The organism is Erythrobacter sp. S267, from assembly GCF_057365045.1.
The window spans coordinates 1,667,611-1,692,690 of sequence record NZ_CP200298.1 but is presented as its reverse complement, the minus strand read 5'-3'; the positions used below and the strand labels follow the sequence as shown (position 1 = coordinate 1,692,690).

Annotated in this window: 25 protein-coding genes and 1 tRNA gene; 10 read left to right on the top strand and 16 right to left on the bottom strand. The window is 60.3% G+C overall.

Annotated elements, in window-relative coordinates:
* Window positions 1-42 precede the first annotated feature (42 nt).
* Together AC0V6X_RS07925 and AC0V6X_RS07920 are read right to left on the bottom strand one after the other, a co-directional pair.
* On the bottom strand, window positions 43-1,065 hold the full coding sequence (locus AC0V6X_RS07925) for a polysaccharide deacetylase family protein (protein WP_486184029.1): 1,023 nt from the start codon (window positions 1,063-1,065) through the stop codon (window positions 43-45).
* A gap of 149 nt (window positions 1,066-1,214) precedes the next feature.
* Entirely contained in the window at window positions 1,215-3,230 is a 2,016-nt protein-coding gene (locus AC0V6X_RS07920) for a histidine kinase dimerization/phospho-acceptor domain-containing protein (protein ID WP_486184028.1), read from the bottom strand.
* A 323-nt stretch (window positions 3,231-3,553) separates the two neighbouring features.
* Between AC0V6X_RS07920 and AC0V6X_RS07915 the strand changes: the two genes are divergently transcribed.
* Both AC0V6X_RS07915 and AC0V6X_RS07910 read left to right on the top strand, forming a co-directional pair.
* The gene (locus AC0V6X_RS07915) at window positions 3,554-4,015 is read left to right on the top strand and encodes an Lrp/AsnC family transcriptional regulator (RefSeq protein ID WP_486184027.1); all 462 of its coding nucleotides are present in this window, start codon (window positions 3,554-3,556) and stop codon (window positions 4,013-4,015) included.
* A gap of 35 nt (window positions 4,016-4,050) precedes the next feature.
* Window positions 4,051-4,452 (top strand): hypothetical protein, encoded by a 402-nt coding sequence (locus AC0V6X_RS07910; protein WP_486184026.1) that lies wholly within the window; start codon window positions 4,051-4,053, stop codon window positions 4,450-4,452.
* Window positions 4,453-4,454: 2 nt separating this feature from the next.
* On the opposite strand, the gene AC0V6X_RS07905 is transcribed toward AC0V6X_RS07910, so the two are convergent.
* On the bottom strand, window positions 4,455-5,825 hold the full coding sequence (locus AC0V6X_RS07905; protein ID WP_486184025.1) for an NAD(P)/FAD-dependent oxidoreductase: 1,371 nt from the start codon (window positions 5,823-5,825) through the stop codon (window positions 4,455-4,457).
* A 202-nt stretch (window positions 5,826-6,027) separates the two neighbouring features.
* On the opposite strand from AC0V6X_RS07905, the gene AC0V6X_RS07900 reads away from it, so the two are divergent.
* Window positions 6,028-7,233 (top strand): HWE histidine kinase domain-containing protein, encoded by a 1,206-nt coding sequence (locus AC0V6X_RS07900; RefSeq protein ID WP_486184024.1) that lies wholly within the window; start codon window positions 6,028-6,030, stop codon window positions 7,231-7,233.
* A 32-nt stretch (window positions 7,234-7,265) separates the two neighbouring features.
* On the opposite strand, the gene accC is transcribed toward AC0V6X_RS07900, so the two are convergent.
* The 5 genes from accC to AC0V6X_RS07875 all read right to left on the bottom strand — a co-directional run bounded on the left by accC (window position 7,266) and on the right by AC0V6X_RS07875 (window position 11,964).
* Window positions 7,266-8,615, bottom strand: a complete 1,350-nt coding sequence (gene accC / locus AC0V6X_RS07895; RefSeq protein ID WP_486184023.1) for an acetyl-CoA carboxylase biotin carboxylase subunit — start codon at window positions 8,613-8,615, stop codon at window positions 7,266-7,268.
* Between the two features lie 5 nt (window positions 8,616-8,620).
* On the bottom strand, window positions 8,621-9,112 hold the full coding sequence (gene accB, locus AC0V6X_RS07890) for an acetyl-CoA carboxylase biotin carboxyl carrier protein (protein WP_486184022.1): 492 nt from the start codon (window positions 9,110-9,112) through the stop codon (window positions 8,621-8,623).
* Between the two features lie 136 nt (window positions 9,113-9,248).
* Window positions 9,249-9,698, bottom strand: coding sequence for a type II 3-dehydroquinate dehydratase (locus AC0V6X_RS07885; RefSeq protein WP_486184021.1), 450 nt, complete (start codon window positions 9,696-9,698; stop codon window positions 9,249-9,251).
* A gap of 100 nt (window positions 9,699-9,798) precedes the next feature.
* Window positions 9,799-11,391: a hypothetical protein gene (locus AC0V6X_RS07880; protein ID WP_486184020.1), complete on the bottom strand. Its 1,593-nt coding sequence runs from the start codon at window positions 11,389-11,391 to the stop codon at window positions 9,799-9,801.
* A gap of 168 nt (window positions 11,392-11,559) precedes the next feature.
* Window positions 11,560-11,964, bottom strand: coding sequence for a BLUF domain-containing protein (locus tag AC0V6X_RS07875; protein WP_486184019.1), 405 nt, complete (start codon window positions 11,962-11,964; stop codon window positions 11,560-11,562).
* 223 nt (window positions 11,965-12,187) lie between these two features.
* On the opposite strand from AC0V6X_RS07875, the gene AC0V6X_RS07870 reads away from it, so the two are divergent.
* The gene (locus AC0V6X_RS07870; protein ID WP_486184018.1) at window positions 12,188-13,042 is read left to right on the top strand and encodes an N-acetylmuramoyl-L-alanine amidase; all 855 of its coding nucleotides are present in this window, start codon (window positions 12,188-12,190) and stop codon (window positions 13,040-13,042) included.
* Between the two features lie 21 nt (window positions 13,043-13,063).
* On the opposite strand, the gene AC0V6X_RS07865 is transcribed toward AC0V6X_RS07870, so the two are convergent.
* From AC0V6X_RS07865 to AC0V6X_RS07855, 3 genes are all read right to left on the bottom strand, one after another.
* Entirely contained in the window at window positions 13,064-13,477 is a 414-nt protein-coding gene (locus AC0V6X_RS07865; RefSeq protein WP_486184017.1) for a holin family protein, read from the bottom strand.
* 93 nt (window positions 13,478-13,570) lie between these two features.
* Window positions 13,571-14,440 (bottom strand): HpcH/HpaI aldolase/citrate lyase family protein, encoded by an 870-nt coding sequence (locus AC0V6X_RS07860; RefSeq protein ID WP_486184016.1) that lies wholly within the window; start codon window positions 14,438-14,440, stop codon window positions 13,571-13,573.
* Between the two features lie 63 nt (window positions 14,441-14,503).
* A complete protein-coding gene (locus AC0V6X_RS07855) occupies window positions 14,504-16,621 on the bottom strand; it encodes a TonB-dependent receptor plug domain-containing protein (RefSeq protein ID WP_486184015.1) in 2,118 nt (705 codons plus the stop codon).
* A 228-nt stretch (window positions 16,622-16,849) separates the two neighbouring features.
* Between AC0V6X_RS07855 and pnuC the strand changes: the two genes are divergently transcribed.
* Together pnuC and AC0V6X_RS07845 are read left to right on the top strand one after the other, a co-directional pair.
* A complete protein-coding gene (gene pnuC / locus AC0V6X_RS07850; RefSeq protein WP_486184014.1) occupies window positions 16,850-17,425 on the top strand; it encodes a nicotinamide riboside transporter PnuC in 576 nt (191 codons plus the stop codon).
* On the top strand, window positions 17,426-17,944 hold the full coding sequence (locus AC0V6X_RS07845) for an AAA family ATPase (protein ID WP_486184013.1): 519 nt from the start codon (window positions 17,426-17,428) through the stop codon (window positions 17,942-17,944).
* A gap of 127 nt (window positions 17,945-18,071) precedes the next feature.
* Here the strand turns inward: AC0V6X_RS07845 and AC0V6X_RS07840 are convergent.
* A tRNA-Pro gene (locus AC0V6X_RS07840) sits at window positions 18,072-18,148 on the bottom strand.
* Between the two features lie 235 nt (window positions 18,149-18,383).
* Between AC0V6X_RS07840 and yajC the strand changes: the two genes are divergently transcribed.
* The 3 genes from yajC to secF all read left to right on the top strand — a co-directional run bounded on the left by yajC (window position 18,384) and on the right by secF (window position 21,427).
* Window positions 18,384-18,707 (top strand): preprotein translocase subunit YajC, encoded by a 324-nt coding sequence (gene yajC / locus AC0V6X_RS07835; RefSeq protein ID WP_486184012.1) that lies wholly within the window; start codon window positions 18,384-18,386, stop codon window positions 18,705-18,707.
* 64 nt (window positions 18,708-18,771) lie between these two features.
* Window positions 18,772-20,436, top strand: coding sequence for a protein translocase subunit SecD (gene secD / locus AC0V6X_RS07830; RefSeq protein WP_486184011.1), 1,665 nt, complete (start codon window positions 18,772-18,774; stop codon window positions 20,434-20,436).
* A gap of 10 nt (window positions 20,437-20,446) precedes the next feature.
* Window positions 20,447-21,427: a protein translocase subunit SecF gene (gene secF / locus AC0V6X_RS07825; RefSeq protein ID WP_486184010.1), complete on the top strand. Its 981-nt coding sequence runs from the start codon at window positions 20,447-20,449 to the stop codon at window positions 21,425-21,427.
* Window positions 21,428-21,569: 142 nt separating this feature from the next.
* On the opposite strand, the gene AC0V6X_RS07820 is transcribed toward secF, so the two are convergent.
* Together AC0V6X_RS07820 and AC0V6X_RS07815 are read right to left on the bottom strand one after the other, a co-directional pair.
* Complete coding sequence (locus AC0V6X_RS07820) at window positions 21,570-22,760, bottom strand: glycosyltransferase (RefSeq protein WP_486184009.1); 1,191 nt, start codon at window positions 22,758-22,760, stop codon at window positions 21,570-21,572.
* 94 nt (window positions 22,761-22,854) lie between these two features.
* Window positions 22,855-23,448, bottom strand: a complete 594-nt coding sequence (locus AC0V6X_RS07815) for a helix-turn-helix domain-containing protein (RefSeq protein WP_486184008.1) — start codon at window positions 23,446-23,448, stop codon at window positions 22,855-22,857.
* 120 nt (window positions 23,449-23,568) lie between these two features.
* Here AC0V6X_RS07815 and AC0V6X_RS07810 point away from each other — a divergent pair, with 120 nt between their 5' ends.
* The gene (locus AC0V6X_RS07810; protein WP_486184007.1) at window positions 23,569-24,051 is read left to right on the top strand and encodes a DUF6456 domain-containing protein; all 483 of its coding nucleotides are present in this window, start codon (window positions 23,569-23,571) and stop codon (window positions 24,049-24,051) included.
* A gap of 20 nt (window positions 24,052-24,071) precedes the next feature.
* On the opposite strand, the gene AC0V6X_RS07805 is transcribed toward AC0V6X_RS07810, so the two are convergent.
* Both AC0V6X_RS07805 and AC0V6X_RS07800 read right to left on the bottom strand, forming a co-directional pair.
* Window positions 24,072-24,386 carry a SnoaL-like domain-containing protein gene (locus AC0V6X_RS07805; RefSeq protein ID WP_486185539.1) on the bottom strand — a complete coding sequence of 105 codons (315 nt, stop codon included), beginning with the start codon at window positions 24,384-24,386 and terminating at the stop codon, window positions 24,072-24,074.
* A 77-nt stretch (window positions 24,387-24,463) separates the two neighbouring features.
* A complete protein-coding gene (locus AC0V6X_RS07800; protein ID WP_486185538.1) occupies window positions 24,464-25,075 on the bottom strand; it encodes a uracil-DNA glycosylase family protein in 612 nt (203 codons plus the stop codon).
* Window positions 25,076-25,080 lie beyond the last annotated feature (5 nt).

Genomic DNA, 25,080 nt, shown 5'->3' with positions numbered 1-25,080 from the left:
CCCTTTTCCCAACAGGCAAGCGGCGGATTGGGCGTGAGTGCATTAAAGTCCGGCTGCTGCGATAACCTCGCTCACATTGGCGGAACGCACGCCCCTCTTGCCGAGATAGGCGTAAACTTGCGCAAACCAGTCATACAGCGCCTCCACATCCGCTTCATTGGCCGAATAGGGCGTGAAGCCGGGCGCGAGAGAGGGGCTGTGGAAGGAGAGGACCAGTAGCGGCAGTTCCTCGTCCAGCGCAATGTCTATGCCCCGGATCGCTTCCTCCGCGCTCACCCCTTCTGGCGTCAGCGCGATCCGTTCGAGCAGGTTGAGGCGCGAGAAGCCGGAGAAGAAGGTCGGCATGTGCCGCTGTGCGCGGTGGAGCTTACGGCCAAGCTGACGCAACACGCCCCAGAACACTGTGGTCACGGGCAATTCGAGCAAATTCTGTGCGCCCTTTGAGCCATCAACCCAATAGGGCGCGAGCGGATGGTTGGAGAAGTCCGGCCCGTGCTGCGCGCTGTAATCGAACAGGGACCGAACCGACGTGTCGATCTTGATCCCGTTGTCGCGCAGAATCTGGGCGCTGTTGGGGCCAAGCCCATAGCGCCCGGCGCGGTAGATGAGGGGCGCTGAACCGAATGCCTCTTCAATCCTGTCGCGCAAAGCAGCCATCTTGGCGGCTTCAAGCTCGCGCGGAAGGCTGCCGGCATAGGAGTTTCTCGCGCTCACATCCTCGTCAAAGGGCGGATTGACCCAGGGGTGCAGCTGCATGCCCACATCAGCCTTGCCGCGCTTCACAGCGTCGCCAATGATCTCCACCGCGCGGGCATCGCCAGCGATGGGCCAGTCGACCAGATAGACCGGATGCGCGCCGATCCCCTCGCAGAAGGCCTGAAAACGCGGGATTGCAGCCACGTGTTTGAGGCCGTGCTGGTCGCGGGTGAAGGGGGCCTCCCAATCGAACTCCTCTTCGGTGTCGACGGTGAGCAGGACGCGCTGACCAAAGCCCGCCGAAAACCGCGCCAGGCGGCTTTGCGACGGAGGCTCAATCATTGAAACGCTGGTCGCAGCCTCAGCCATTACGCGACACTTCCCCTTTTGCCCGGTCATTGGGCCCATCACGAGCTCCGATCCCTTATCCGCGCCGCCTTAGCGTAAAGCGGTAAGGGAGAGGTTACCCGGTGGTGCGTAGGCCCGATAAAGCAGATTGCGCGAGCGGAGCGGAAGACTCAATTCCCGGCGGCTTCGTCGTCCTCTTCTGCCTCGTCCACGGGCTGTGTCAGGGCAAGGACCTGAGGCAGGGTGAGCGTCAACGTTTCCCCCTCGCGCACCAAGTCGCCGCCCACGGCGCGCGCTTCGGCCCGGACCAGCCGCAAGGCAAAGCCTGCGCCAAACAGCCCGGCATTGACTGCACTGCCGACTGGGCGAGCTTCGGCTGCGAAGATGTCCTCTTCTTGCAGGAGAACCGCAGGCATCTCGCATGTCAGCGCCGCGTTTTCAGCCTTGGCATAGAGCCGCGCTTCCAGCATCTCACCCGCCGCGCACCCACCGGCTAGCGTCGCGAGCAGCCGCCACAGCAGCGTCTCCGCCTCTTCCGGCGCGATAGCGACGTCGAGCGGGTCTGCCGGGCTCGCCGTGATGTCGATCCCGGCCATGCGCGGGGCAAGGACGTCGGAGAGTTGTTTGACCGTGCGCGCAACCTGAGCCGACAAGTCCGCAGCCCCCGGCGCAATGGTGAGGCCGCCGGTTTCGAGCCGCGCGAGCCGGTCCATCTCCTCAAAGCCCGCCAGAATGCGCGCCGCATCAGCGGCAATCGCAGCGGCGAGAGCGCGATATTCGTGCGGGGCGGTGCCAAACAGCTGTTGCTGGATCACTTCTGCATAGCCCTGAACCGCGGTCACAGGCGTGCGCAATTCGTGGAGCAGCTGGCGGATGCGGTCGGCCTCTTGCTCGGCAGCCGATGGCGCAGCGCTGTCAGCGCGTACCGGACGGCGGAAGCGTCCGACATATCCGGCAAAGTGGCCGCCATCGGTAAAGCGCGGCTGGGCATCGACAACCCATTCACCGGCAATGCGCGGTGCGCCCTCGAGTGAGAGCCTTGCAGCGCTGACGGGCTGGCGGCGGCTGACAGCGCGCTCAATATCCGTCTCTTGAATATCCAAACCTGTTCCGGCGCGGACGGGGCGTACCAGCCGGGCGCCCACGACCATCGGTGCGACTTCGCCCTCGGCCCAGCCGATCCGTCCGCTTGCATCGGCGGCAAAGCCAAAGCCGACAATGTCGCGCGCTCCGCCATACTGGCCTTCGCCCAGGGGCAAACGCGGCATCAAACCGCCGTCATCGCCTTCACTCGCATCGCCGCTCTCGCGGTCGCGGCGGAATTGCGCGATGCGTTCGACAAGAGCGGAGATTTCGCTGCGTCCAGAGGCTTGCGGATCGGCGTTGTCTGCGTCCTCACGCTCGGATTCTTCCGGTGCCTGCGACAGCGGTTCATCCTCGCTGATCGGCGTTGCAAGCATAAAGGGTTCCTCGCCGTTCTCGCCCTCATCAGGAACATCGACATCGTCATCATTGTCGGCATCGTCGTCCGAGAAATCATGCGGCGGCTGCGTATTTGAAGCGCGCTCTTCCAATTGCGGCGTGGGCGGGGGAGGCGGCGTTTCGGGTTCCGGTTCCACCGGACGGGCAATGTCGATGCCGGTCGGGATGGCTGTTTCGGGCGTTGCGATGGGTGCCGGGGTCTCCGCAGGCTCAGGCTCCGCAGCCCGCTCATCACCGGGCATTTGGGCAGGAGAGGGAAGACCACGGTCGCTCACCCCAAGCCGATCCAGCAACACTTCCACATCGACCGGCAAATCGCGCCTCAGCCGCAGGAAGCCGCGCGCCCGGACCGGCAGGCGCGGGATCAACGCAGCCCAATCGTCCTCGCTCAACTGCGCGCGGGACAGCGCCGCTGCCGCGACCTCTGGCTCAAACTCGGCCAGATGCGCGGCGAGCTGTGGGTTGCGGAAACGCCAGCCCGGTTCTCGGACCATTTGCGCGCGCTTGGCAGGTGGAATCGATTGCCCCAGCGCATCCATCCGCAACCATGCAGCCGCGAGCAGGCTGGGATCGCCGGATTGGCTCTCATGCGGCGCAGAGTTCGCCCCAAGAAGATCGAGCAACTGCCTGTATTGTGTGCGCTTTCCGACATCGCTATCGGCGCGCTGGCGCAGCACCGTCTCTAAGCGATCGTCGAAAAACATCACATACTCCAGCTTGCGCACAGGTCCGGGCGCATCAGATCGTAGCAGCGCCCGTATGAATGGCGCCGACGCAAGCAGATGGCGCAATTCTTCTCCCTATGTCTAGCACCGCGCGAGCCTTGACACACAGGCTTCGCGGAGCGCGTTGCAAAGCGGGACAATTGCTGGCACACATAATAAAATTAGCCGGAACCGTGTGAAACCGTGCGTGTTCTTGCTAGTGATTGTTAGCGCGTAAGCCTGTTTTACGTGTGGGCGCAATTTTCAGGGTCGATCCTGCCCATATTGCGCGTTGAAAGTTTCACCTTCGGGGGCCTTAGGAAATGGCGAACTTGGACGATATTGATAAGCGGCTGTTGAGCGAGCTTCAGGCGGAAGGGCGCGTGACCAATGTGGAATTGGCCCAGCGTGTTGGCCTTACCGCGCCGCCTTGCCTTCGCCGTGTCCGGGGGCTGGAGGAAGACGGCGTAATCCGCGGCTATCACGCCGATCTCGACCCATCCAAACTGGGCTTTGCGATCACCGTCTTTGCGATGGTGAGCTTGAAGAGCCAGGCCGAAAGCGCTTTGCGTGAATTTGAAGAGCACATGGCCGACCTGCCAGAGGTCCGCGAGTGCCATATGCTCAATGGCGAGATTGACTTCATCTTGAAGATCGTGAGCCAAGACCTTCAAAGCTTTCAGGAATTCCTGACCAGCAAGCTGACGCCAGCGCCCAATGTCGCCAGCGTCAAAACCTCGCTGACCATCCGCACGTCGAAACACGCGCCGGGTGTGCCGCTTTGACCTTACCCAAGCTTCGGCTTGGCCTTGTCGGATTGATGGCGCTTGCTGCTTTGGGTGCGTGTGGCCGTGCGCCGATCGACCCGGCGGAGTTTGTCGGTTGCTACTTTCATCGCGACACTTTTGCCTTCGAACTCAGAACTGATGAAGCGCGCGGCAAAAGTTGGCGGGTCGATATAGTCGATTGGCGCGAAGGCAAACACTTCGATTACTTCGCTGCGTCACACTTTATTCAATGGGACAGATCGCACGAAAAAATTGAGCTGCATCCGGAGAGCGGACACAAGCACCGTATCAAGACCTTAGGTCAGTTGCGGATAGTGCAGCTGTGGGACCCTGACCTGAACAACCACCAATCGACCGAGTTTGTTCGTGGACAATGCCCAGAGGACACCGCAATGGAGCCAGGGAAAGCCAAAATTCGGCTCGCTCGCAGCTAAGGTCAGTGCAACTTCAGCTTCGGCCGCACAATCCGGTTGACCCTTCCGATCAGCATCAGCCCCATGCCCTTAAGCCAGCCGTGAATGCCGATCAGGTGCAGGCGGTAGAGCGAGGCGTAGATGAAGCGTGCCAGCCGCCCCTCGACCGCCATCGCGCCGCCGATCAGGTTGCCCATCAGGCTGCCTACGGTTGAGAAACGGCTGAGGGAGATCAGCGAGCCCTTGTCGTCATAGACGAAGGGTTTCAGTTGTTTACCCCGCTCCCGCCGCCGAATGTTTTCGAACACGGTGCTCGCCATCTGGTGTGCGGCCTGGGCGCGCGGGGGGATCGGCAGGGTCTCTCCGGGGGGAGTGTAGGACGCGCAATCTCCCAGTGCGAAGATGTCGGGATCGGTCACCGATTGCAGCGTATCCTTGACCAGGATCTGGTTTCGCGGCGTGGTCTCAAGGCCCAGCGTAGTGAGGAAGTCTGCGCCTTTCACGCCTGCGGCCCAAACGATCAGATGCGCTTCGATCCGCTCTTCCTCTTTAGTGACAAGGCAGCGGCGTTCCGCCCGAACGATCTGCGTGCTCTCACGGACTTCAACACCCAGCGCCTCCAGCTCGGATTTCGCTGCCTTGGCAAGCTTGTCAGGAAGGGCGGGGAGGATCCGCGGACCCGCCTCAACCAGTGTCACGTCAAGCCGGTTTTCATCAAACACTTCAAGCCCATAGTGGCGCAGCGCCCCTGCCGCATTGTAAAGCTCTGCGGCAAGCTCAACCCCCGTCGCGCCCGCTCCGACAATCGCAACCTTGACCCGCTCATCTGCGTCCGGGTCAGCGATCATCGCGCGGCTGACGCGCAGGCAGTGGTTGAGCAGCTTCGTGCGGAAGCGATCAGCCTGGACCCGGCTATCGAGGTACAGGCAGTGCTCCGCCACGCCCGGCACGCCGAAGTCGTTCGAGACCGATCCCATGGCCAGCACCAGCATATCGTACCGCAAAGTGTGCGTCCCGATCAGCTCCTCGCCAAAATCGTCCATGACCGGGGCGAGGGTGATGGTCTTGGCCTCGCGATCAATGCTTTCCAGCCGCCCGTGAAAGAAACGGTAGCCCCATTTGGCGCAATGCCCGCGATAGCCAACTTCGTCGAGATTGGCGTCGAGCGACCCCGCGGCAACTTCATGAAGCAGCGGCTTCCAGATATGGCTGAGGTTCTGGTCGACCAGAATGATGTCGTGATGCTTGTTGCCGTAACGCGCGCCCAGCCGCCGCACCAGCTCCAACCCGCCAGCGCCTCCGCCAACGACAACGATCTGCGTTTTGGGCGAGGCTCCTGTGCGTGCGGGAGGCAATCGCTCGGAATCCGTGCGCGACTGAATATCGTGTTTCATCTCAGGGCCTTAAATAGGTGATCCCCCGATCCCGCTGGGGTGCAACACTGCGCTGCTTTTGTGTGAGCATATGCAGCAAAGTGCAAGGGCGGCTGGCTCGATAAGGCTCAATCGACCGCGAACTAGGTATTTGCCCCGGGGGCAGGGGTAGGGCTGTTGAGCCAGTATGCTTGGTAAGAGCGAGCTCAATTGAGGTGCGCGCTTGTTAACGAATGACCAGACCTATCCCCCCAGCATGCGGCCAGATGCGGACGCGTGGGCGGGGTCGCTGTGGTTCGCGTCTGAAGTCATGGTTGTCATTGCGTGCTGCCTCATCCCAGTCGTGATTGCTCTGGTTCTCCGGCATCGGCCCGAAAGTGCCTACCGCCGATTGCTGAGCATTTTTGCGGCCTTGCTCCTCACCATCGGATTTGGCCAAGCGCTTGATCTTGTCAGCCTATGGTACCCGCTGCCTGGCCTGTTGGCAGGTTTGTTTGGAGCGGTGAAGCTGGTCAGTGCCGTGCTTTTGCTGGTTTTAGCCTTTGGCCTGATCCGGCGAGCTTTGGACGTTGTTGGCCTGCCCACACAGGACCGGCATGATGCCGTTGTTGAGCAATTGGAAGTTGCGCTCGCTGATCTCTCCCAGACACGTCACCAGTTGGAGGCGCGGGTGAAGCGGCGAACTGGGGAATTGGAAGTGGCGAAATCGCAGCTCGCCATTACGGCGCGCGAGACAGTTCAGCGCAACCGCAATTTGATCCATGTCGTTTCCTCATTGGTCGACCAGCCCAGGGAGGACAGCGCCAATCCCGACGGTTTCCTGCGAGCGCTCCGGGGCCGCGTCAATGCGCTGACCGTCGCCACAGCCGCAGTGGTTGAACAGGATGAGCCGGGCGGTGTTTCTCTCGAATATGTCATCATGCGGCAGCTCGAACCGCTTTTCGCAAGTCCGCGCGGAGAGCTGTGCGTGGCTGGGCCGCCGCTCGACATCGGCACTCAAGGAGCGCAGCAGCTTAGCCTGATTGTCTGGGAGTTGGGCGCGCGTTTTGCGCAGATGGGGCATCCAGAACAGGCCCGAGGACGGGTTGCAATATCGTGGGATGTGCACACGCAAGCTGGGTGCGCGGCTGAGTTCACTCTCGAATGGCGCGAAACGTTCGTGGCGGGCGGGGCAGATGCGTTCGATCAGGCGGTGGAAGGTGACGGCACCTACACGCCAGAGCCTCTGACCAGTTTCAGCGAGACCTTGTTGCGCCAGACCATTCCACGTCTGCTGGGTGGGAAGGGGAGGGTAGATATAGCGCCCGCGACCTTCATCTATCGCCTGACCTGCCCGCTCAGCATGCTGGACGATCCCGGAGCCTCGCCAAGCACCGCCAGTGGGTTGGAGGTGAAGGAGCTGGAACCGCCTGTCGCGCTCACAGGCTAGAGGCGATTGCGCGTGACCGTAGTGGTTGCGGCTCAGTCTTCGCGGGTCTCAAGCCACTCTTCGAGCCATTTGATCGTGTAGTCGCCGTGCAGCACGTCATCCTGGCGCAGCAATTCCTGATGCAGCGGGATGTTCGTCTTGACCCCTTCGACCACCATTTCCTCCAAAGCGCGGCGCAGGCGCATGATGCACCCTTCGCGGTCGCGGCCATAGACGATTAGCTTGGCAATCATGGAATCGTAATAGGGCGGGATCGAATAACCTGCGTATAGGCCTGAATCGACCCGCACATGCATGCCGCCAGCCGGGTGATAATAGGTCACCTTGCCGGGCGAAGGCGTGAAGTTGAACGGGTCTTCGGCGTTGATCCGGCACTCAATGGCGTGGCCCCGGAATTCAAGTTCTTCCTGCTTGACCGAGAGTGGCTTACCCGCCGCGATACGGATCTGTTCGCGCACCAGATCGACGCCGGTGATCGCTTCGGTGACAGGGTGTTCGACCTGCAGGCGGGTGTTCATTTCGATGAAGTAGAACTCGCCGTTCTCCCATAGAAACTCGATCGTTCCCGCGCCGCGATAGGACATGTCGCGCATGGCCTTTGAGCAGACCTCACCCATCCGCATGCGCTCTTCGTGAGAGATGACGGGGGAGGGGGCCTCTTCCAGCACTTTTTGGTGGCGGCGTTGCAGCGAGCAATCGCGCTCACCCAGATGGATCGCATTGCCCTTGCCATCGCCGAAGACCTGAAATTCGATGTGGCGCGGATTGCCGAGATATTTCTCGATATAGACGGTCGCATCGCCGAATGCGGCTTTGGCTTCGGAGCCCGCCTGGCTCATTAGTGTTTCGAGCTGATCTTCGCTCTCGCACACCTTCATGCCGCGACCACCGCCACCGGAGGCAGCCTTGATGATGACGGGATAGCCGATTTCAGCGGCGATCTTCTTGCCCTCTTCAGGGTCGGAGACCGCTCCGTCGGAGCCTGGCACCAATGGCAGACCCAGATCACCGGCGGTCTTCTTCGCCTGCACTTTGTCGCCCATCGTGACGATGTGTTCCGGCTTTGGGCCGATCCAGGCGATGTCGTGCGCTTCGACAATCTCGGCGAATTTGGCGTTCTCCGAGAGGAAGCCATAGCCGGGATGGATCGCGTCGCAGCCCGCAACTTCGGCAGCCGAGATGATCGCGGCGTGGTTGAGATAGCTGTCGGTCGCAGCAGGCGGCCCAATGCAGACCGCGTGGTCCGCCAGCCGCACATGCATCGCGTCCGCGTCGGCGGTGGAGTGCACCGCGACGGTCTCAATCCCCATTTCATGCGCCGCGCGGTGAATGCGCAGCGCAATTTCGCCGCGATTGGCGATCAGGATGCGAGAAATCGTCATAGCAATCAGCCGATTACGACGAGTGGCTGGTCAAATTCGACCGGCTGGGCGTTCTCGACCAGGATCGCTTTGATCGTGCCAGCCTTGTCAGCGGTGATCGGGTTCATGACCTTCATCGCCTCAACGATCAGCAGCGTATCGCCCTCGGCAACGCTGTCGCCGACCTTGATGAAGTTGGCTGCACTGGGCTCTGGAGCAAGGTAGACGGTGCCCACCATCGGAGACATCAGCGCACCTGCATGATCGGCAGCGGGCGCTTCTTCCGCCGCTGCGGGAGCCGGAGCGGCCGCCGGTGCCGCGACAGGAGCGGGCGCTGCCACAGGCGCCGCCGCAGCAACGGTCGTGCCTCCGCGCGCTACGCGGATCTTGCGGTCATCATCCTCAACTTCGATTTCGGTTAGCCCGGTCTCGTTCAGCAACTCTGCCAGTTCACGCACGAGAGCGGTGTCGATATTCATGCCGGACTTGGAGCCGGCGCTTGGCTTCTTGGTAGCCATGCAATCCCCTATTATGGTTTCGCGTCAGAAGCGAATAAGCTGTGGTGCCTATTCACGCCAATTGCGGCTGGCAAGTGGCAAGCGTTCAAAAATGTCGATTATGTGACAGAATCAAAGGTCGCTCGCTCTGGAGCGCTCAGACTTCCCCTGACGCTACGGCTTCGAGCGCGATGCGGTAGGAATCAGCCCCGTGCCCCTCGACCGTCTTGACCGCACCCATCCCGACATAAGAGCGATGGCGGAATTCCTCTCGCGTTTTTGGATCGGAGAGGTGCACTTCGATCACCGGAGTGGTTATCGCCCGACACGCATCGAGCAGCGCAATCGACGTGTGAGTATAGGCCGCCGCATTCAGCAGCACTGCCCGCGCGCCCTCAGCTTGCGCCTCATGCAGCCAGTCAACCAGCATGCCTTCGTGATTGGTCTGGCGCATATCGATGGCAAAGCCGAGCTCGCGCGCCCGGTCCTCCAGCATGCCCGCAATCTCATCGAGCGTGGTCGACCCGTAAATCTCTGGCTCGCGCAGGCCGAGCAGGTTCAGGTTCGGGCCGTTCAGGACATAGATGGTGTTTGAAGCTTTGCTCATAAGCCCGTGACTAGCGTGAGTTTCCAGCCAGAGAAAGGACGAAGGGCGGCAAGGTCTCCCTTACCGCCCTTCGCGCGTTTTCAAACTCTGTTTCAGATTATCACGGAGCGTTCTGTGTCACTGTCGCGACATTGCCCATGCCGTTCTGGCTGGTCGAGGCAAAGTCGTTTGTGCCGTTCTGATTGTGGGTTGCCATGTTGGATGTACCATCCTGCGTGATCAAGCTGACGTTGAAGGTGCCGTCCTGGTTGAGGATAGCCATATTGCTCGTGCCAGATTGCGTCATTGTCGATGTGCCATCGTCGCCGTTCTGATTGACATCAGCGGTGTTCATATTGCCCGCCAGGTTCTGCGTCACGGTCGAGGTGTTCATGGTGCCGATCTGATCAACGAACACGTCGCTCATCTCGCTCGAAGCGGTCACGGTCGAGGTGTTCATGCTGCCTGACTGAAGGATCGTAACTGTGCTGCCATCAGGAAGCGGGCTCGCAAACGCAGCGACATTGCCAATAACGGTCGTGCTGCGGTTAAAGTCACCCACTTCCTGCACCAACGTGTGGACGCTGTTTCTAGCGACCTGCTCGACACTTGCGAAGTTGTCGTTGCTGGTCTGCGTGATCATGCTGGAGTTGTTGTCGTCTGCCGGGCCGGACACATCCGAGCCCTGGCGCACGACATTTGCAACGTTGCGATCGCCCGACTGAGTGATCGTGCTCACCTGATCGTCAGAGACATCTCCCTGCACAACGGTCGCACGGTTATTGTTGCCTGACTGCGTGATCGTGCTGAAACTGTCCTCGCTGCCCTGATCGGTGTCAGCGAAGTTTTCATTCCCGGTCTGGGTGTGGGTGATGTCGGAATCATCGTCGTCCTGAAAAGCGCGCGATTCGTTATCCATTCCGCTCTGCGTGATCAGAATGTCACCGCGATCCGTGTCGTTGTCCTGATCGACAAAGCTGTCATTGCCGGTCCCAGTCTGATCGACATCAACATCGCCCTGCTCGCCATCTTGGATGATGGTCGACGAGTTGCCTGCCGCGGTTTGCAGCACATCTGCATCGTTAGCGCGCTGTGACTGAAAAATGTTGGAGAAATTATCGTCACCGGTCTGTTGCACGGTTGCGGTCTGACTGTTCTCTTCTTGCTCAACGAAAGACGTGACATTGATACCCGCCGTCTGCGTCACGGTCGCGCTCTGGTTCTCGTCACTTTGCATAACGACGCTGACTGCATCGGTTGTGCCAGTGTCCTGCACCACATCAATGTCGCCATTGGTGCCACTCTGATCGACAAAGGAGCCGGTGCCTGAGCCAAAACCCGATCCAAGACCGCGTTGAATAATATCGGCCTGGTTGCTTGTGCCGCCGCCTCCGTTTTCCTGAAACACCTCAGAATTCATGCCATCGCTGGTGCTCGTCTGAGTGACGTTCAGGATGTTGTCACCCGCCTGTGTAGCTTCGGAATAGCCGTTTGTGCCTTCCTGCAAGATGGTCGCTTCATTGGCGATGCCGTCGACGCCGGTCGCCGTTCCGTCTTGGTCTACAACAGATTCGTTGTCGGAGCCGGTCTGCGTCACATCGGCATCGTTGCCTGCGCCGGCCTGTGTGACCGCGCTGTCATTGTTTTGCGCAAGCGCACCCGCGGACATCGAAAGCGCCACAACAGAAGCACCTATAAAAAAGGCATTTTTCATGAAAATTTCCCCCATCTAACCCAAACCCGATTGCACCACCGAGAATGAGACACCAGCGCCTGCATGCGCGAGTCCCTTAGTTTCTAGCAGGTTAATGCTGTTCCACAAAGCGAAGCGTTTACCTGTCCCGCTGCGGGATTCATGAGCTTTCGCGTCAAAGGGGAGGCGTTAGGCCGCCTTTGAGGGGGATTGCTGGGCAAGGAAGCCTGTCAACGCCTCGAGAACATCTTGCGGCGCCTTGGTGAGTTCCTCATCGATCTTCTCCAGCGCCGTCACGTCGGGCGAGGCGATCAACCGTTTCATGCGCCATTTGCCGAAGCTGGGCGCAGCAATGATCTTGCGTGACACCGTTCGGATCGAATGGTGCCGCGGATCGGACTCAAGCTTGATCATCAGGGCATCGATCGCATCCGGCGAGCCCTCTAACACTTGGAAGAAACGTTCATTGTAGAACAACAAGAAGCCCGAAAGGCCCGTTTGCGCATTGTTTGCAGCAGAGCGATTGACGATGCGGAATACCTCACCTGAGGCAAGATCAGGCGATGCTGTACTGGTGTAAATGAGCTGTATCATCGACGGGCTACTCCAAGCCCAAACGCCTAGGCATTCCGCGTTGCAGAAGGGTTAATGACGCATCGGTTTGTCGACGCGATCATTGGGGCGTGTTCATGGGCTGAGGGCCAGGAAGGGAACGATGACCTTCGCGCAAACTGCCAGCAGGCATAATTTGGCCGTATTGATCGACGATGTTCAAAGCCGAGTTGTTTTCCCGGGTCGCGCCATATGAGGGAAAATTATGACTTGTCATTGCGCTAGCACCTGGACGATCGCACGGGGCATTTTGAAGCAGAATGGCGATCCTGTCGAACAGATCGCCTCGCCCAATAAAAGCGGTTCTTACGCCAACACGCCGAAAATCGTCGTCATGCATTACACGGCGGGAAGCTCGGCCAAATCTTCAGCCAATTGGTTCAAGCAGAGCCGGGCGCGGGCCTCGGCCCATTTGGTGATCGGACGCGATGGATCGGTGATCCAATGCGTGCCTTTCGACAAGATCGCTTGGCATGCAGGCCGGTCGCGATGGGGCGACTTGGTTGGCCTCAACAAATATTCGATCGGGATTGAGCTTGCCAATTGGGGGCCGCTGCAATCTGCAAATGGTGGCTGGCAATCCTATTCGGGAGCGCGCATTTCTGATCCGGTGATTGCCGTGCACAAGAATGGCAACCCCAATGGATCGCGCACTCCAATCGGGTGGGAGCCCTATCCCCAGGCGCAGATGGAGGTCGCAGAGGCGGTCGTCGCCGCCTTGATCGACAAATACGGCATCGACGAGATTGTCGGCCATGACGACATTGCCCCGGTGCGCAAACACGATCCCGGACCCGCCTTCAACATGATGCGTTTTCGCAATGCGCTGCTCGAAACGCGCGGCGGCGACGATGCGCCCGATGCGACCGTGGACGCGGCAAGCGGGCTCAACCTGCGATCAGGGCCGGGCACGGAGCATGGCGTGGTCAAGACCCTCGCCAATGGCACAAAGTTGGAGCTGCTTGGCGAAGCGGGGATATGGCTCGAAGTCTCAGCGCTCGACGGCAATGGCGCGCCAACGGATACGGGTTGGGTCCATGGGCATTATGTGAAGCGGTAGGACTCTCGCCTGCACATCACTCTATTTGTCGACGCCCTTCACCTTACCCCACTGCCGCGCGGCGGTGTAGCCGAGATAGCCGGTGCCAAACAGGGCGTAGAGCGAATCCGGCAACCCGCCGAGATAGGCGTTCATGCCCTCTGCAATCTCCTTAGCGGCCGTTGGGTTGAAGGCCGAAAGCAGCCCCATCGGAAGAGCGGTCAGGATCAGGATATACATGACATAAAGGAAGCTGGGCCTGGCGCGGCTGGTCCAGGGATCGACCGATTGCGCCTCTGCAACAATAGCTTGCAGGCGCGCCTCGATCAGCTGCATCTCCTGCGTGCCCTCCAGCTTGAGCAATTCCAGCTGGGCCTTGGCGCGCGCTTCCTTGTCCGGGATGAGCTTGTCGAGGAGCGAAGTGATTGGGCCGATGAGCGATTCGAGTAGGGCCATGGGGGCGCTCCTATGGTGTGCGGGGCGAGTCCGATGAACCAATACGGTTATTGTAGGACAGTTAAATGTCCGAAAGGGTCCGTTAATCGCCCTCTATTCCTCGATCTCCGCCAGCAGCCGCTCAGCTAGTGCCAGATGCGGGCGGTCGAGCATATTGCCATCCATCGCCACCGTGCCCTGTCCCGGATTGTCCGCAAAGGCCTGCACCACGGCGCGGGCATGGGCGATCTCAGCCGCGCTCGGCGTGAAGGCGGCATTGATCGGCGCGATTTGCGCGGGGTGGATGGCGAGCATACCGCGAAATCCTTGCGCGCGGACCCGGCGGGCACGGGTTTCAAGCGCTTCCAAGTCGCGAAATTCAGGCTGGACCGTCTCAATCGGAGCAACCCCTGCCTTCACCGCGCCAAGCAAGCAAAGGCTGCGCGCCATTTCGTAGACATGGGAATATTCGCCGTCCGGTCCGCGCTGCTCGCTCGCGCCGAGTTCGGAGGAAAGGTCCTCCGCGCCCCAACTCATGGCCACCAAGCGCGGCGCCCCGTCATAGGTGCCGGTGTTAAACATCGCGGCGGCGGTTTCTGTCACCAACGCTGCAACTTTGGTTGACCCAGCAGAGATGCCAGCAGCTTCTTCACGGGGGGAGAGCATTGCGTCGAGCGTCGCCACGTCATGCCCGCCCTCAGCCTTGGGCAGAAACAGCCCGCCCGGTCCCGCTGCAAGGACGACGTCGAGATCGGCCTCAGTCCAGCCGCTGGAGAGCGGGTTCACACGGACCCAGATGCGCGATTTCTCGGGCGCTCCAGCAATCGCTTCGGCCACCATCGCGCGCGCCTCAGCCTTGCGTTCCGGAACCACCGAATCCTCAAGGTCGAGCAGAGCGATATCCGCCTCGCTTGCAATCGCCTTGCCCATCTTCTTTTCGCTGTCGCCCGGTGCAAACAGCCAGCTGCGCATCTTTTGTGTCATTGGATGGTGGCTCCCTTCGCTCAAAGCCGGTTAGGCGGGGGAGGGAGCGCGCGCAAGCGGCGGCTAGAATGAGCCTTCAAGATCGAAGGAGAAAATCTGGCCGAAGGTGCGGTCGCGGTCCTCTACAAAGTCCACCAGACCCGCCACTCGGTCGTCAAAGATCGTGCGATCAAAGCGGTTCTTGCGGTTGATGAAGTTTGCCCAGCGGAACCGAGCGGTCATGCCGAGAACATCCTTGTGCTCGATAAAGACGCGCGCAAAGCCGGGGGTTTCCAGCCCCTGGGAAATCTCGTCCAGTCGCACATTGGGCCGGTTCTCATCGTAGAAGAAATTCCCGCCGATGGCCCACGGGGTGCCGAAAAAGTCTTGCCGCAGCTCTGCGTTGAAGTCGAAGAAGCGCAAGCCCGAGATCTGCCGCGGCGTGCCGAGCAGCGGGTCGATCACCTCGCTGTCGGTCCACTCACTGCTGAGGTCAAGGCGCAGGCCTTTGATACCGACGGGATCAAACAGCAAAGTCAGCTCAGCCTCGAACCCATATTGAGTCGCGGAATCAATGTTGCCGGGGGATTGGCCTCCACCAGCAATAGGGATCTGGTCGACAATATCGCTGATATCTTCGTAAAAGCCGCGCAGGTTGAAGGACCCAAGGTCGCCAAGGCTCTGCGTGGCTTCCAGCTCCAGCCGCCAGGTTTGCGGCGGGACGAGGTTGGAATTCGTCACATCGACGCGGTCCTGATCCAAGTCAGCCACAGCGATGAAATCAAAAAAGTCGAGCTGGCCCACGACCCGCTCCACGCGACCTGAAATGTTGAGGTCCGGGTTGGCCTTCCAATCGAATGAGGCAAAGCCCTTGGGCCGGCGGAAGGATCGAGTCTGGCCGGCAGCACCCGACTGACTGATCTGCGAATATTCCGCGCCAAGGGAGAGCTGGATCAGGAAATTGTCCGACAGCGCCCGCCCATAGGTGACGCTTGCCTCAGCCCGGTCCTCTTCAACCCGCGCACTCGCTCCGGTGAAGTCGACCGGCTGGAGCACGCCATTTGCGTCCAGCTCTTCAAAGGTAGATTCGATGTCGAGAAAGTTGCGCACGCCCTCGGCTGCAAATTGCAGGTCTCCGCCCAGCCCCTTGAAACTGTACTCGGCCCGCGCAATCGTCTCGCCCTCATCAGCGTCGCGGGTGAAGACAGAGCCTTCATCCGGGGTACCATCGGCGAAGACGGTGGTGACGCGCGAGACGGTGGGGCTGTCTTCGTAACGGTGATAGCCGATCACCTTGAGCGTGCCTGCGCCAAGGCCAAAAGCGTAATCCGCGCCGACTTCAAAATTGTACTCGTCCTCGGTCGAGCGGAAGGTTCGGGTCCGATCAACGGCCGAAATGCTGCCACTTCGCACCGAAATCTCGGTATCGCGGTTGATGAACCCCTGAACAAGGCCGGTCAGGTTGAGAACGTTGCCGTTGATGGCGGTTCGGGTGAAGGAGCCCGACAGGGTGGGGCGGTCGGAGTTGCGGAAACTTTGCTCATCGCGCGTGTCGATCAGGTCCCCATCGGTGTCGAAGACCAGCTCTATGCCTTCGTCACCGCGCCGTCCCGCGTCATTTTCAAAGCTGAGCGTCCATTCGGTCTTCTCCCCGCCACCTGCAAGGGAGATTTGCCCGTCGCTCCAGCGGAAAGGCACGCCGCGATCACGCCATTCGGCCGAGTATCGGAACTGACCGGTGATGCTTCCTGTCGAGCTGGTGACGACGTTCAGAACCTGTCCGGTGAGCCCGCCAATGTCGAGGCTCGCCCCGTCAACCAGCTCCAGCCGCACGACTTCTTCGACGGGGATGCGGCGCAAGGCTTCGACCGGCCCGTTGGATTTGCCTGAGATACGCCGCCCGTTGACGATGACATTGGTGTTCGCCTGACCAAGTCCACGCTCGCCTTCATCAGAACGGATGGAGAAGCCGGGGATCTGCTCGGCCATGTCGAGCGCGCTACGCGGGGCGAAGCGGGCGAAATCCTCTGGCACGAAGGTGCGGCGGGTGTTTTCCTGGGTGGAGGCTTCCCCGGTCTCATCCTGCGGCGCCGAGCTGCTCTCGGAGGCTGCAGCAGCTGGCGCGCCCGCGACGAAGAGGGCGGCAGTGCCTGCCAGCAGAGCCGATCGCGCGAGGCGTCTAGGAGAGGGTGACGGGATCATGGGAGGGGCGATTGCGCTCAGTTGAAATAAAATAACAGCCACGAGGGACGAACGGGTTTCAGCACTCGATGAACGCCGCAAAGCCCACAATTCCCTGCACAACGGAGATAGCGGTTATTCGATCCCGTAAGCTGCTCCCTTTTGAACCAAAGGCTCTGGACAAAAGCGGTCCCGTTCTGGTGAAAGGCGCGCCCAGAGAGAGGGCACTACAAGTAAAGGCTGGGGCGAATGCTGTTTTACATCGAATGGCTTGCCGTGCTGCTTGGCATACTCAATGTCGGCCTGCTCGTGCGGCGCAGCATTTGGAACTATCCGTTCGGCATTGCGATGGTGTCGCTTTACTTCATGATCTTCCTCGACGCGCGGCTCTATGGCGATATGGGCCTTCAGGTGTTTTTCTTCGCGACGCAAATCTATGGCTGGATGAGCTGGCACAGGGTGCAGGGGCAAAAGGGCGAGGTGATCGTGCACTGGTCGCCGATGTGGCTGATCGGCGCGGTGATGGTTGCGACCGGAGCCCTTTGCCTCGGGCTTGGCTTTGCGATGGAGCGCTACACCGACGCGGCCGCACCCTATCCCGACGCCGCCATCGCGATGATGAGCGTGAGCGCGCAAGTGCTGATGGTGCTGCGTCGGATTGAAAGCTGGATTTACTGGATCATCGTTGATGTGCTGGCGATCTGGCTGTTTTACACCCGCGATCTGGTCCCGACGAGCGGGCTCTACGTCGTGTTCCTCGTGCTGGCATCGCTTGGCTTATGGCAGTGGCTCAAGGCGCATCGCCGACAACAGGCGGTGGGCTGAGTGGAGCGGGCCCCAAAAACCAAAGTCATCGCGCTGCACGGGGTGGAGAGCGTCGGCAAATCGACCTTGACCGAGGCTCTGGCCCAGAGGCTGGGCTGCGACTGGGTGCCTGAATCTGGCCGCGCCTATTGCGAAGAGCATGGCACTGATCTGGTGCCCGCTGACCTTGAAGCCATTGCCAAGGAGCAGCAGGTGCAGATTGCGGCGGCGCAGTCCCAATCAGCCGAGTGGCTCATCACCGACACCGATTGGCTGATGACAGCGGCGTGGAGTGAGATGCTGTTTGGAGAAGCCTTGCGCGGACCGACCTATCCGCTTGCCGACCTCTATCTTCACCTCCCGCCCGATCTGGCCTTTGTGCAGGATGGAGTTCGGATGTTCGGAGAGGATGGGGAGCGGGCCCGCTTCGACCGCATTTGCCGCGATGTGCTGGACCGAGCAGGGGCGAATGTGGTCGTGCTCGACGCGCCACTCGACGAACGAGAAGGCCAAGCGCTCGTCGCCATCTCAAAGCCGTAAGAAAATTCTCCACTGGTCAGGAAGACGCAGATTCGAACCTGCGACCCCCACACCCCCGCCAAGCAGGTTCGAGCGCCAGCAATGGCTGCGCCAAACAGTTTGAATTGGCTGTAAGAAAATTCTCCACTGGTCGGGAAGACAGGATTCGAACCTGCGACCCCCACACCCCCAGTGTGATGCGCTACCAGGCTGCGCTACTTCCCGTTCCAGTGGAGGAGGCGCGCTATAAGCGGGCTGACACCGGCTGGCAAGCCGCTTGCGCGTTGAAATGCGATCCGTGCGCTTCCCCCGCAATGCACCGCCCATTGCTACACCTCAATTGCCCAGTGCTTGTATTGCTGCTACGCGCGCCCACTTACATGGGATTGTGAGGGAAAAGGCTTGGGCTACAGGCCGCAAATGCCCTCCAGAACGACAACGATTTACGGGCTTTTGAACTATGCTTGACCTTCTCGCCGCTGCTGGAGCTGCGCCACCGCAGGCACCTTGGTGGACCAACCTTATTCTGATCGGCGGTATGATCGCGATCTTCTGGTTCCTGCTGATGCGTCCGCAGATCAAACGCCAGAAAGAGCATCAGGAGCGCGTCGGCGGCCTTAAGAAAGGCGACAAGGTCGTCACGCAAGGCGGTCTGGTCGGCAAGGTCGTCAAAGTCGATGATGTCTATGTCGATCTGGAGCTGGGCAAAGACGTGCGCGTGAAAGCGGTCAAGGCCACCATCGCAGACCTGATCGAGCCGGGCGGCAAACCCGCCAACGACTAAGCGGCGCTTTGGCGCCAAGCTTAGACATCGAAGATACATCTCAAAAGGACCACGTTGAGCGGCAATGCTTGATACACCCCTCTGGAAAAAGATTTCGCTGTGGCTTTTGACCGTCGGTTTGGCGGCGGCTGCTTTGCCGTCGTTGCTAAGCCCGTTCTTTGGTGAGTCCGAAGAACCAGTCGTGGTGCCGGAGGACATCTCTATCACCGCGCCTGCATCGGATGATGACGACGAGGAAAGCTGGCTGCCGCGGGTGAACCTGGGCCTCGACCTGGCCGGTGGCTCGCACTTGTTGCTTGAAGCCAATCCGGATGACGTTGCCTCACAGAAGCTCGAAAACACCGAAGAGGCCGTCAGAGCCGCGCTCGACAATGCGACACCTGCGATTGAATTTGGCGACACGTCGCGCGCCAATGGGCAGCTGTCTTTCCTGCTCGATTCTTCTTCCGACATTGACCGCGCCCGCGGCCTGCTCGAACCCATCATGATGGGTGATGGCGGTGGCCTTACCCCTGAGTGGGAATTGAGCGTTGTCGATACGCAGCGCATGATCCTCACTCCAACCGAGTCCGGCCTTAACGTCGCGCTGAACTCCGCGATGGAGGGCGCTGTTGAAGTGGTCCGCCGCAGGATCAACTCGCTTGGCACGCGTGAGCCCACGATCATTCGCCAAGGTGACACGCGCATCGTTGTGCAGGTTCCTGGCTTACAAGATCCCGTCGCACTTAAGCGATTGCTAGGTAAGACAGCGGAGCTCGAGTTCAAGTTGGTGGACCAGCAGGCTCTCCCGACCAACACCGCTGCCGGCATCGCCAATCCGGGTAGTCAAATTTTTCCTTACGCCGAGGGCTCTGACTCCGAAGGTCAGTTTGAAGCGGTGAAGCGCCTCGGCGGAATTCGCGGTGACAACTTGGTCAATGCGCAGGCAGGCAAGGACCAGCGAAATAATGAGGACATTGTAGAAATCGCATTTGATCAGCAGGGCGGGGCAAGGTTTGCTACCCTCTCGACCCAGAATGTTGGCGAGCGTTTTGCGATCATTCTCGATGGGGCGGTGATTTCTGCGCCAAGATTCAACGAACCAATCCTTGGTGGTAGGGCGCAAATCTCGGGTAACTTCAATGCTGAGACCGCCAAAGAGCTCGCGATCTCGCTGCAATCAGGCGCGCTGCCGGTACCGCTGACCGTTGTGGAGGAACGCACGGTTGGTCCCGATCTTGGCGCTGAATCGATCCGTTCCGGTATGATCGCGATGCTGATTGGCTCGCTCGCGGTGATTGCGCTGATGATTGCGACTTATGGCCGTTTCGGCGTCTATGCGACCGTCGCGCTGGTCTTCAACGTCCTGATCCTACTGGGCATAATGGCGATCTTTAACTTCACTTTGACGCTACCTGGGATCGCGGGGTTCGTCCTAACGGTTGGCGCGGCGGTGGATGCGAACGTGCTGATTAACGAGCGTATTCGAGAGGAACGCAAGCGTGGGCGAAAGATCATCACCGCGGTTGAAAATGGCTACAAAGAAGCCAGCCGCGCGATTTACGATGCGAACATTACCAACTTTATCGCAGGCGCGTTGCTTTTCGCATTTGGTTCGGGACCGATCCGTGGCTTCGCCATTGTGCTGGTATTTGGCCTTATAACTTCGGTCTTCACCGCCGTGGTGCTGACCAAAATGTGGGTGAGCGGATACCTCTCCGCAAAACGCCCCAAAGACATTACGATTTAAGGAGCGGGTGATGAAACTTCTCAAGCTAGTCCCGCAAGACACCAACATTCGTTTCCTGCGCCTGCGCGTGCCCTTCTTTGTGCTCAGCATCTTTCTGATCCTCGGCAGCTGGGGAGCGGTTTACACGCAGGGTCTGAACCTCGGCGTCGATTTTGCCGGCGGTCAGGAGATCCGCGCGACCTTTACCGAAACGGCAGAGGCCCCTGTGGTCGAGCTGCGCGAGACAATCGGCGCGGTTGAGGGTGTTGAAGACCCTATCGTTCAGCGCTTTGGCGAACCCAATGAGGTCTCGATCCGCGTGAAGCTCCCGCCCGAGGCGGATGGCAATCCCGACTTCGCCAACCAGATGGCCGATTCCATCGTGACCGCAATTCAGGCGGACCACCCCGACATTCGTATCGACGGCGTGGACAGCGTTTCGGGCAAGGTCTCGGGCGAGTTTGCCTGGGATGCGCAAATTGCTCTGCTAGCTGCGATGGTGATGGTCGCCTTCTACATCTGGATACGGTTTGAGTGGCAGTTCGGGGTCGGAGCGCTCTTCGCCCTGTTCCACGACGTGTCGCTTACGCTTGGGATGTTTGCTCTGACGCAGTGGGAGTTCTCGCTCCAGATCATTGCCGCTATTCTGGCGATCATCGGCTACTCGCTGAACGACACGATCGTGGTCTATGACCGCATCCGTGAGAACCTGAAGAAGTATCGCAAGATGCCTCTGCCAGAGCTGCTGGACCTTTCGGTGAATGAGACTCTGGCGCGTACCGTCATGACATCTTTGACGTTGTTGGTGGCGCTTGTTCCGCTGCTGATTGCTGGTCCGACAAGCCTGTTTGGACTGGTCGCGGCGATCACCGCAGGCCTGTTTATCGGGACCTATTCCAGCGTCTATCTTGCAGCACCCATCCTGATCTGGCTGGGCGTGACATCGGACAGCTTTGTGCCGCAAGAGACCGAGATGGACCGGCAGGAAAAGAAGGTTCTGGGGGAACTGTAAGGGGCGTGATTGCCTGTGTTCGCCCATTCGGGCGAACTCCTCGGTGCAGCTCCTTCACTTCGTTACGGTGCACCTGCGGCTCGCGCGCTTGCGCTCGTGGTCCGTTGGGGGCGGACCGTTTAATGCTCCCGGCGGAGTCTGCTTACTTGGTCAGCGCGTTAAAGTGCGCCGCCAGCTCAAGCGCATTCGTTTCCCAGCTGAACCGTTCCGCCATGGCTGCGACGGCTTGGCGCATGGGTGGATTGTTGAGCACCTCGTTCACGCCCGCCGCTACGCTCTCCGGATTGCGGTGGACCAGACGTCCAGCGGTGTTGTTGGTAATCAGCTCGCGCGCTCCGCCCACATCGCAGGTCACAACTGGCGTCCCGCAGGCCAGCGCCTCTACCCAGGCATTGGCAAGCCCTTCATTCGAGGTCGGCAGCACCATCACATCGCTGGCTGAAAGGATCAGCGGCAGCATATCGTGGTCGAGCGAGCCTGCGAAAAAGACCCGGTCGGCCAGGCCCAGATCGCGGGCGAGGTCTTTCAGATGCGCCTCATCATCGCCCTTTCCAACCAGCACCAGCCGCGCGCCTTCGATCTGCGAGAGAGCGGCGATGGCGATATCCTGACCCTTGCGCTCTATCAGGGCACCCACGCAGGTCAGGACCGGCGCATTGTCGGGCAAGGCAAAGCCCAGCTCCCGGCTCATCTGCGCGCGCAATTGCGTGTGTTCGAGCGGACGGAATTTGTCCCGATCAAGGCCAGTATAATGCACCCGGATTTTGCCGCGAGGCATCCCCAGATCGCCCATCTGCGCCTCGAGTGATTTGCTCACGGCGATCAAGCCATCGGCCCGTTCAGCTGCGCGCAGCATCTGATCGCGGGCAAAGTCAAACTGGCCCCAATAGGTGATGTCGCTGCCCCGCGCCTTGATCGAAAGCGGGAGGTTCATAGCCTCCGCTATTGTCGCTGCCGCCGGGCCATCGGGGAAGAAGAACTGCGCATCGATCAGATCGATCGGATCTTCGGCGTGGATTGCCTCGATCACGGGAAGGGCGGATTTGGCGATAGCTGCTGCGTTTCGCTTGGCCCCGACTTTGGGGATCAAAGTGAAGCGCGGGCGGTGGATGGTGACGCCGTTTTCCTGCGCCACTGAGGGCAGTTTAGAGAGCGCGCGATACCGTCCGACCGCTACCGGAGGCAGACCAATCGGATTGACCACGCTCACCCGCCAGTCGCCATGCAGGCTCCCCCGCTTGGCCAGTGCCTCCAGCGACCGCGCCACGAAGGTCCCGAACCGCGGGTTGACCGGGTTGGGATAGAGCGTGGAGAGCGACAGGACGTGTTTCATGGCCATTCTTGGCGATAGGTTAGCCAAGTTAACGGCTTCTGACGGCGATGTCGTAAACGGGCGGAAACCATAAGGGCGTGGGACGAAGCGCCAATCACAATTGGCGTACCAGCATCACCGCGACTGCAATCCAGGGTGGGTTGTCGATCACCTGCTGCTTATTGCCGGCCTGAGCTGGGAGGATGCCGACCAGCGTGCCCTTGCGGTCGATCAGCCGTCCGAAAGCAAATCGGCCTCCGGGGCGTGGCACCAGGCAATCCCGGTTCATGGCCCCAATTGCGTCGTCGGGTTGCATTTGCTGGAGCCAGAGCATGTCTCCGGGGCGATATTCACCCACCGAAGCCGTAATTTCGAGCACCAGCATGTCCGCTGCACCGCCCGCGTCATTGGCATTTGCCGCGATCTCTGTAGGCAGGATGGCCTCGCGCGGGGTAGCCAGCGCCTCTGGCTCTCCAAGGCCCAGCTCTGCCACAACCTGCGCGCGCGCTTGCACTTCGGAGCGGACGAGGACTTGCGGATCAACGCCCAGCGCGGTGCCGATCCGATCCATCCACTTGGTTGAGAGGTTGCGCATGCCGGTTTCGAGCCGCCCGATGGTCTGAGCGGTGGTTGGCGGTTCACAGGCCTCAGCCAAGTCAGCCAGCGTCAGCCCCTTGGCTTTGCGAATTTCGCGGATGCGGTTGATCACTTGTGTGCGCCCTTCGTTTGTTGACCCTGCCAGATTAACCGTTCTGGCATTTATCACTTTCCTACAGCTGCGACTCCAATGCAAGTGCTGATTCACCCATTTGGCACAATAGGAGTGAATATGGCCCGGAAATTGGTTGAACGCGAACTTACCTCAGAAGGTCCGCGCCGTGCTGACGGAACGCGGGCCAAGCGTCGCTCTGTGACGGTCAATGTCGGCGAATCCCCCATCGCCTGGCTGCATTCGCGCGGCCATCTGTGCGACCGCTTGCACGATGCGGGAGAAGCGCTGCGAGGCGACTATGAACGCGCACAGCTCTCTCCCAATGTCACGATGCGCTGGGACCCGGTGCGGATCAAAAGCGGGCGACATGGCGGAGACCAAGGGCTCTCCCCCACTGAAAGACAGATCGCGGCCAAACAGCGCTTTGATGACGCTATGCAAGCGGCCGGCAAGGGGTTGGAGGATGTCCTCTGGCGCGTCGTCTGCGCAGGTGAGAGCCTGCCAGCTGCCGAAAAGTCACTGGGCTGGCCCGTGCGCAGCGGCAAGCTGGTGCTCAAGCTCGCGCTGGAGCGGGTCGCGGACTTTTACAAAATCCGCTGAAGCGGGACGTGATCCGGGCGCTAGCCTTCCACGTCAGGCTGTCCGTACATGAAGCGTTCCTCGACAATCTTGCCGTCTTTGACGGTGTAATGGCCGACTTCCTGCATCTGAGAGCGTTCTTCTGTACCCTCTTCGTTGGGCATGGTTACGTCCATGCCGTATCGAACCGCAAACTGGTCGCCGAAGACGTAGGGGCCTTCGGTTGTGACCAAGTGTACTTCAGTGTTGTCGAACCACCATTGGTGCTTTTCGAGCAGCTGCTCGCGGCCCTGAACACGCGACATTGGGCCATCGCCCGGTTCGAGGCTGATGATGTCGTCGGACCAGAACGCCAGTGTGGCAGCAGCGTGTCAAACCGCCGCGCATATGGGGCGCGTGCTGCCTTTTGCGCTTGGACAGTGTGTCAGGTGTGTCAAACCGGTGACGATCCCTTGGGTGGGCCGAGACGGTTGTTCACTTCGTAGCGGAGTTTCGGGAGCAGGTCGGCCTCGTACCAATCGTTCTTCGCCATCCACATCCGGACCCTCCAGGAGGGGTGCGGGAGGGGGATGATCCCGTCAAAGGTGGTGATATCCTCAGCCGCGCGGCGTACCTTTTCGGTCAGCGAGAATTTGCGATGGTCGGAAAGATAATGGGCTTGCGCATAGGATCCGACGAGTAGGGTCAGGCGATCTTCTGGCAGTTGGTCGAGAATGCGCTGGTGCCAAGCAGGGGCGCACTCTTTGCGGGGAGGGGCGTCGCCGCCTTTGGCCTTTCCGGGATAGCAGAAACCCATCGGTATCAGAGCCACACAGTCAGGATCGTAGAACCGATCTGGTTCAAGTCCGAGCCAACTGCGTAAACGTTCCCCACTGTCATCGTCCCATGGCACGCCGCTTTCATGGACGCGGGTGCCGGGAGCCTGTCCGATGATCAGAATGCGGGAGCGGGAGGAGAACTGGACGACGGGGCGAGGGCCAAGGGGCAAATGCTCTTTGCACAAGGTGCAGGCGGTGATTTCCTTGTGGAGGGCGCTTGCTGCCAGCTTGC